The sequence below is a fragment of the Neorhizobium sp. T7_12 genome (assembly GCF_002968535.1).
GTDB classification, from domain to species: domain Bacteria; phylum Pseudomonadota; class Alphaproteobacteria; order Rhizobiales; family Rhizobiaceae; genus Neorhizobium; species Neorhizobium tomejilense.
On the sequence record NZ_PVBK01000014.1, the window covers coordinates 126279 to 132860 of the forward strand.

Annotated in this window: 6 protein-coding genes; 4 read left to right on the forward strand and 2 right to left on the reverse strand. The window is 61.9% G+C overall.

Going from position 1 to position 6582, the window contains the following annotated elements:
• The first annotated feature begins 9 nt into the window (after nucleotides 1-9).
• On the forward strand, nucleotides 10-873 hold the full coding sequence (locus C5J26_RS24340) for a LysR family transcriptional regulator (protein ID WP_105404119.1): 864 nt from the start codon (nucleotides 10-12) through the stop codon (nucleotides 871-873).
• Nucleotides 874-886: 13 nt separating this feature from the next.
• On the opposite strand, the gene C5J26_RS24345 is transcribed toward C5J26_RS24340, so the two are convergent.
• Together C5J26_RS24345 and aceA are read right to left on the reverse strand one after the other, a co-directional pair.
• Nucleotides 887-1126, reverse strand: a complete 240-nt coding sequence (locus tag C5J26_RS24345; protein ID WP_038583760.1) for a hypothetical protein — start codon at nucleotides 1124-1126, stop codon at nucleotides 887-889.
• Between the two features lie 34 nt (nucleotides 1127-1160).
• Nucleotides 1161-2450 (reverse strand): isocitrate lyase, encoded by a 1290-nt coding sequence (gene aceA / locus C5J26_RS24350; RefSeq protein WP_105404120.1) that lies wholly within the window; start codon nucleotides 2448-2450, stop codon nucleotides 1161-1163.
• A 204-nt stretch (nucleotides 2451-2654) separates the two neighbouring features.
• Between aceA and C5J26_RS24355 the strand changes: the two genes are divergently transcribed.
• From C5J26_RS24355 to C5J26_RS24365, 3 genes are all read left to right on the forward strand, one after another.
• Entirely contained in the window at nucleotides 2655-4073 is a 1419-nt protein-coding gene (locus C5J26_RS24355; RefSeq protein ID WP_105404121.1) for a short-chain fatty acyl-CoA regulator family protein, read from the forward strand.
• Nucleotides 4074-4195: 122 nt separating this feature from the next.
• A complete protein-coding gene (locus C5J26_RS24360; RefSeq protein ID WP_105404122.1) occupies nucleotides 4196-5293 on the forward strand; it encodes a polyamine ABC transporter substrate-binding protein in 1098 nt (365 codons plus the stop codon).
• Nucleotides 5294-5370: 77 nt separating this feature from the next.
• On the forward strand, nucleotides 5371-6528 hold the full coding sequence (locus tag C5J26_RS24365) for an ABC transporter ATP-binding protein (protein ID WP_105404123.1): 1158 nt from the start codon (nucleotides 5371-5373) through the stop codon (nucleotides 6526-6528).
• Nucleotides 6529-6582: the final 54 nt, after the last annotated feature.

Here is a 6582-nt window from a genome sequence, read left to right on the forward strand (position 1 = left end):
CTTTCACTGATGAAAAACATCAACTGGGATGCCTACGAGCTTTTCATGCAGGTTGCCCGGCTTGGCGGGCTGTCCGGTGCTGCCGGCATCACTGGATTGAGCCCCGCGACGATTGGCCGGCGGATGCTCGATCTGGAAGAGGCCGTCGGGCGTCCGTTGTTTTTACGCAGCCGTACCGGCTATCAGCTGACCGCCGATGGGTCTGCGTTGTTTGCCCAGATTCTGGAGATGGAAGGCGCTGCCCGCCGCATCGAGAGCTGGAAACGGGAAGGCGCCGGTTCGACGCTGGTGCGGGTCGCCTGCGGCACCTGGCTTGCCTGGATGTTCACCCGCAATCTCTCGCTTATCCGCACCGAGCGCGATGACTTCCGCCTCGATTTCTATGTCGCCGAACGACGGGCGAGCCTGACGCACCGGGAAAGCGATATCGGCATACGCGCCTTCGAGCCCGAAGAGCCGAACCTTGCGGCAACCAGGCTCGGGGAAGTCGCCTATGCGGCCTATCGTGCCCGCAACGCCCACCCCTCGGTAGCCGACCGCTGGCTTGCGGTCTCGGAGGAGGAAGCGATTTCCGCCTATCTGCGTTGGCCGCATCAGGAACGGGCAGCGCAAGTGGCGGTTACCGTCAACCGCCCGCGCTCCCTGCGCGATTTGGCGCTGGGGGGTGCCGGAACCGCGGTCCTGCCCTGTTTCGTCGGCGACCAGGACATGCGGCTCGAGCGGGTCGGCGGCGAGATCGAGAGCCTTCGGCACAGCCAGTGGATCGTCATGAACAACGACGATCGCCACCGCCGGGATATCCGCACGGTGGTCGATCGGATGGTGAAGTTCGCCCGAGGCCACGGCCCGCTATTTGCCGGCCGCCAGCCCTAAACCCGTCTTCCTGTCACTGCACCCGGTTGGTGACGATGACCGGGATCATCAGGTCGCCCCAGTGGCCGTCGCCGCCGTGGTGTCGGGCGGAACGGACGAGCTCCACCGAAACCCCGGCCTCAACCGCCTTCATGATCGCATGGTTGAGGCGATGCAGGTCGTTGGCGAGCGTGCGGATCGCCGCCTGCTGGTCGGGCGTCATCGCCGTCGACTGCTCTTCTGCGCGTTCCTTGACGTGGGTCTGGATGTTCATGTCGGTTCTCCTCTTGGTGATGAGTTTGTAAGGCCTATTCCGCAGCCGGCCGGAACTGGTCGTGCTCGGTGGATTCCTTCATCGCGGTGGTGGACGAAAGTCCGCCGGTGATGGCTACGGAGACAGCGTCGAAATAGCCGGTGCCGACCTCGCGCTGGTGTTTTGTGGCGGTGTAGCCGTTGATCTCGGCGGCGAATTCCGCTTCCTGCAGCTCCGAATAGGCAGCCATCTGGCGGTCCTTGTAGCCACGGGCGAGCTCGAACATGCCGAAATTCAGCTGGTGGAAGCCCGCCAGCGTGATGAACTGGAACTTGTAGCCCATCGCACCCAGTTCCCGCTGGAACTTGGCGATCGTTGCGTCGTCGAGGTTCTTTTTCCAGTTGAACGACGGCGAGCAGTTATAGGCGAGCATCTTGCCCGGATGTGCCTTGTGGACGCCTTCCGCGAACCGGCGCGCCTGTTCGAGGTCCGGCTTCGACGTCTCGCACCAGATGAGATCGCAATAGGGTGCATAGGCGACGGCGCGGGCAATGCAGGGTTCGAGCCCGTTCTTCACCTGATAGAAGCCCTCGACCGTGCGCCCGGCATCATAGTCGACGAAGGGCTGGTCGCGCTCGTCGATATCCGAGGTGAGGAGCTTTGCCGCTTCCGCGTCGGTGCGGGCGATCACCAGCGTCGGCGTGCCCATGACGTCGGCGGCAAGCCGCGCGGCCGTCAGGTTGCGGATATGTGCGGCGGTCGGGATCAGAACCTTGCCGCCGAGATGGCCGCACTTCTTTTCCGATGCAAGCTGGTCCTCGTAGTGGACGCCCGCTGCACCCGCCTCGATGAAGGCCTTCATGATCTCGAAGGCGTTGAGCGGCCCGCCGAACCCGGCTTCCGCATCAGCAACGATCGGCGCGAACCAGGTTTCGACCGAGAGGCCCTTGCCTTCGGCGGTCTCGATCTGGTCGGCACGCTGCAGCGTGCGGTTGATGCGCCGCGCCAGTTCCGGCGCCGCATTGGCCGGATAAAGCGACTGGTCCGGATACATCGACGAGGCCGTGTTGGAATCGGCTGCGACCTGCCAGCCAGACAGATAGATTGCCTTCAGCCCGGCCCGGACCTGCTGCATGGCCTGATTGCCGGTCATCGCGCCGAGCGCGTTTACGAAGTCCTCGCGGTGCAGCAGTGACCACAGCCGGTTGGCGCCCATTTCGGCGAGCGAATAATGGATCTCGGCCGAGCCGCGCAGCCGCTTGACGTCGTCTGCGGAATAGGGACGTTCGATTCCCTCGAAACGGCCTTTTTGAGCGCCTGGAACCAGCGTGTAAAAATCTGTCATCGTCATCCTCCTGTGTAAATGCGTCAGCCGCTCGATACGGATTTGATGTGACTATATTTACATAACAGAATGCTGCACTGCCAGAAAAGATGCCGAACTGGTGCTCTCAAAGGGGTTAGGATGTCTTGTCTTTCACAAGAGCTTCTGTGAAGATGTCAATTTAGTAAAAGAGGCTGGCTGGCAGCCTTGTAAAAACGGTGACAAATGGCAGAGCGAAAGATTTTTGCCGGCCCGCGGGTGCGGCGGGTGCGATTGGGGCTTGGTCTCACCCAAACGGCCATGGCCGAGGCGCTCGGCATTTCGCCTTCCTATCTCAATCTCATCGAGCGCAACCAGCGGCCGCTGACCGTCCAGCTCCTCTTGAAGCTCGCCTCCGTCTACAAGGTCGATCTCGATGCACTGCAGGGCGAGGGCGGCGGTCTTGCCGGGCGGCTACGCGAGGTCTTCGCCGATCCGCTGCTGGCGGGTGAAATCCCCGGCGACCAGGAAATCATCGAGGTGGCGGAGGCGGCCCCCAATGCGGCGCTCGGGCTGATGAAGCTTTATCGCGCCTATCGCGAGCAGGCGGCAAGGCTTTCCGATCTCGCCGAGCTTCTTGCTCGCGAAGGTCACGAAACATCGATTGCCGGCACGCGCCTGCCGATCGATGAAGTGCGCGAGACGCTGGAGCGTCGCCCCAACTTCTTCGCGCGCATCGAGGATGCGGCGGAAACCTTCGCGGCAAGGCTCGGAACCGGCGACGAGTTGCCCGGCGCCTTGAAGGCCTGGGCGAAGAACGAGCACGGCATCGTGGTGCGCACGCTACCCGTCCATGCCATGCCGAACCTGCGCCGGCGTTACGACCGCCATTCCATGCGGCTGTTTCTCTCGGAGAGGCTCTCGCCCTTCGATCGGACCCGCGAGCTTGCCATGGAAGTGGCGCTGCTGGCGCTGGGCCGGGAGATCGCCGCCGAACTCGAAGACCTCAACCTCTCCACCAACGAGGCGCGGCGTATCGGCCGCTTCGAACTCGCCCGTTATGCCGCCCATGCGCTGATGATGCCCTACGGGGCTTTTCTCGCGGCAGCCCAGCGCGCCCGATACGATCTCGACGTGTTGCGCTCGCGCTTCGATGTGTCGTTCGAGCAGGCCGCCAACCGTCTGACGTCGCTCGCGCGGTCCGGCGCGCCGGGCATCCCGTTTTTTCTGATGGAACTTGACCACGCCGGCAATGCGATCCGCCGCGCCGGCGCTCAAGGGTTCCCGCAGGCCCGTTTCGGCGGGCTCTGTCCGAAGCTTGGGCTCCATTCCGCCTTCCTCCAGCCGGGCCAGGTCCTTGTCGATCGGGTAGAAATGCCGGATGGCGGGACGTTCCTGACATTGTCGAGGACGCTCGAAGGCCCTCAAGCGGGGTTCGGCGAGCGGATCCGGCGCACTGCGATCCTTCTCGGCTGCGATCTGTCGAGCGTGGGAGACACCGTCTATGGCGAGGCTCTGCCGGGAAGCGCGGCGACGGTACTTGTCGGCACCGCCTGCCGGCTTTGCGAAAGACAGGGTTGCCTTTCCCGTGCCGAACCGCCGGTCACCAGACCGCTCGGTCTGGACGAGATGGTGACCGGCCTCAGCGCCTTCGATTTCCAATGAGTTTTGCGGCGGCGCACATTCCCCCTTGTGGGGTGTAAAATTACTTTTTACTCTCGAGAAAAATATAAGGGAACTAGGCGTGATTTGACGATTGCGCAGAAAAAACTGGAACAGGAGAGATCATGAAAAGTCATTTGCTCAGTCTTGCCGCTGCAGTTGCCGCAACGGCCTTCGCCGCGACGGCCGCTCTGGCCCAGGAGCGCGAAGTCCGCGTCTATAACTGGTCGGACTATATCGATGAGTCGATCCTGGTCGATTTCACCAAGGAGACCGGCATCAAGGTCATCTACGATGTGTTCGACAGCAACGAGATGCTGGAGACCAAGCTTCTCGCCGGCGGTTCCGGTTATGATGTCGTCGTGCCAACCGGCCCGTTCCTCGCACGCCAGATCCAGGCCAAGGTTTTCCAGAAGCTCGACAAGTCGAAGCTGCCGAACCTCTCCAACGTGTGGCCGCTGGTTTCCGAGCGTCTGTCGAAATACGATCCCGGCAATCAGTATGCCGTCAATTACATGTGGGGCACGACCGGCATCGGTTATAACGTCGACAAGGTGAAGGCGGCACTCGGCAATGTTCCGATCGACAGCTGGAATGTCCTCTTCAAGCCCGAAAACGCTGCCAAGCTGAAGTCCTGCGGCATCAACATCCTCGATGCATCCGACGAGACCTTCGCAATCGCGCTCAACTATCTCGGCAAGAACCCTGACAGCAAGGAAACCAAGGACCTCGAAGCCGGCGGCGCCGTCTACTCGAAAATTCGCAAGTCCGTGAAGACCTTCAATTCGTCCGCCTATATCGATGAGCTTGCCAATGGCGACAGCTGCATCACCATCGGCTGGTCGGGCGACGTGCTGCAGGCCAAGACCCGCGCCGAGGAAGCCAAGAACGGCGTCAACATCGAATTCATCATTCCCAAGGAAGGCACCTATATGTGGTTCGACAATCTCGCGATCCCGGCGGACGCGAAGCATGTCGCCGAAGCGCATGCCTTTATCAACTACCTGATGAAGCCGGAAGTCATCGCCAAGGCTTCGAACTTCGTTCAATACGCCAACGGCAACCTGGCGTCGCAGAAGTTCATCGACAAGGAAGTCCTGGAAAATCCTTCCGTCTATCCGCCGGAAGACGTGGTCAAGAAACTCTTCACCATTTCGCCCTACGGGCCGCGCGAGCAGCGGGTCCTGAACCGGGTCTGGACGCAGATCAAGACCGGTAGCTGATCAAGGGCGGGGCAGGCGGAAACGTCTGCCCCGATTACTTTTGGGGCAGCAGCAATCGGGCGAAATGGGGTAAGGGCATGGCGAAATCTCTTGGGCCGGTTAAGCGTAAATTTTCTCCCTGGACCGACCCGTCGGCGGTTCCGTTCATTCGTTTCGAAAACATCACCAAACGGTTCGGCGATTTCACGGCCGTCGACAACCTGACGCTCGATATCTACGAGCGGGAATTCTTTTCGCTGCTCGGGCCCTCCGGTTGCGGCAAGACGACGCTGATGCGCATGCTCGCCGGTTTCGAGGAGCCGACCGAAGGCCGCATCCTGCTGCAGGGCAAGGATATTTCCGGTGTGCCGCCCTACCGCCGGCCGACCAACATGATGTTCCAGTCTTACGCGCTCTTCCCCCATATGACGGTCGAAAAGAACATCGCCTTCGGGTTGGAGCAGGACAATCTGCCGAAGGGTGAGATCGCCACCCGCGTCGAGGAAATGCTGAAGCTCGTCAAGCTGGAGCAGTTCGCCAAGCGCAAGCCGAACCAGCTGTCCGGCGGCCAGCGCCAGCGCGTGGCGCTCGCCCGTTCCCTCGCCAAGCGCCCCAAGGTGCTGCTGCTCGACGAGCCGCTCGGTGCGCTCGACAAGAAGTTGCGCGAGGAGACGCAGTTCGAGCTGATGGACCTCCAGACCAAGCTGGGCCTGACATTCCTGATCGTCACCCACGACCAGGAGGAGGCGATGACCGTGTCCGATCGTATCGCTGTCATGGACAAGGGCCTGATCATGCAGGTGGCGACGCCGGCCGAAATTTACGAAGCGCCGAACAGCCGCTACGTCGCGGATTTCATCGGCGACATCAACATTCTCGAAGGCACGGTCGCTTCGACCGACAGCGCACTCGGCGCGCCGGGCACGGTCAGGATCGATTGCGACGGCATCGCGGTATCGGTGGAGCAGGAATGCCAGGCGGTCGCGGGCGACAAGGTCGCCTTCGCGGTGCGGCCGGAAAAAGTCCGCATCTCGCCCGACCAGCCGGCGGGTACCTCGGCCAATGCGGTCTACGGCGAAGTCTGGGATATCGGTTATCTCGGCGACTTTTCGGTTTTCCTGGTGAAGCTAGCGGACGGCCGGGTGGTGCGTGCGGCGCAGGCCAACGTTTCCCGCCTCGTCGATCGGCCGATCACCTTCGGCGATATGGTCTGGCTCACCTGGCCGCTCGATGCCGGCCTCGTGTTGACGCGTTGAGCGGGGGACAAGGAGATGGCAAATGTTTCCGAAACCCACCCCGCCAACAAACCC

Coding starts and splice junctions, on each gene's coding strand:
- C5J26_RS24340 (WP_105404119.1), top strand. CDS start 10: ATGAAAAACATCAACTGGGATGCCTACGAGCTTTTCATGCAGGTTGCC.
- C5J26_RS24345 (WP_038583760.1), bottom strand. CDS start 1,126: ATGAACATCCAGACCCACGTCAAGGAACGCGCAGAAGAGCAGTCGACG.
- aceA (WP_105404120.1), bottom strand. CDS start 2,450: ATGACAGATTTTTACACGCTGGTTCCAGGCGCTCAAAAAGGCCGTTTC.
- C5J26_RS24365 (WP_105404123.1), top strand. CDS start 5,371: ATGGCGAAATCTCTTGGGCCGGTTAAGCGTAAATTTTCTCCCTGGACC.
- C5J26_RS24360 (WP_105404122.1), top strand. CDS start 4,196: ATGAAAAGTCATTTGCTCAGTCTTGCCGCTGCAGTTGCCGCAACGGCC.
- C5J26_RS24355 (WP_105404121.1), top strand. CDS start 2,655: ATGGCAGAGCGAAAGATTTTTGCCGGCCCGCGGGTGCGGCGGGTGCGA.